Source organism: Neobacillus drentensis, from assembly GCF_036965645.1.
Taxonomy (GTDB): domain Bacteria; phylum Bacillota; class Bacilli; order Bacillales; family Cytobacillaceae; genus Neobacillus; species Neobacillus drentensis_D.
Map to the genome: position 1 here is coordinate 1 of NZ_JBALPZ010000182.1, position 263 is coordinate 263.

Annotated in this window: 1 protein-coding gene and 1 pseudogene; both read right to left on the minus strand. The window is 42.2% G+C overall.

Annotated features, from left to right (window positions below):
* The coding region (locus V7266_RS26815) for a YdiK family protein (protein ID WP_335472275.1) at positions 1-175 on the minus strand (175 nt) is incomplete at its 3' end.
* Positions 172-263: pseudogene (locus tag V7266_RS30830) on the minus strand (CPBP family intramembrane glutamic endopeptidase); the annotation flags it as partial. The gene V7266_RS26815 and the pseudogene V7266_RS30830, both read right to left, overlap by 4 nt.

Here is a 263-nt window from a genome sequence, read left to right on the forward strand (position 1 = left end):
TTATATGAAAAAGGATCATTTTAAGGCCGGAGCCAAAGTCGAAAGTAGCAAGTATCACGAGCAGGTAACTGAAAAAGCTCCAGCCGTTTGTTTGAACATGGTCAATGGCAAAGTAAGTAAACAGCCCGCCTAGAAGGAGGTAGATAAAACCGGAAAACAAGGGTGAACGTCTCATAGAAAGCCTCCGATAAAGTTTTGAATCGCTTCCGCTTCTCGCTGCAGCCGCTCAATATCATCTTTATAAACAGATTGAACCAAAACAA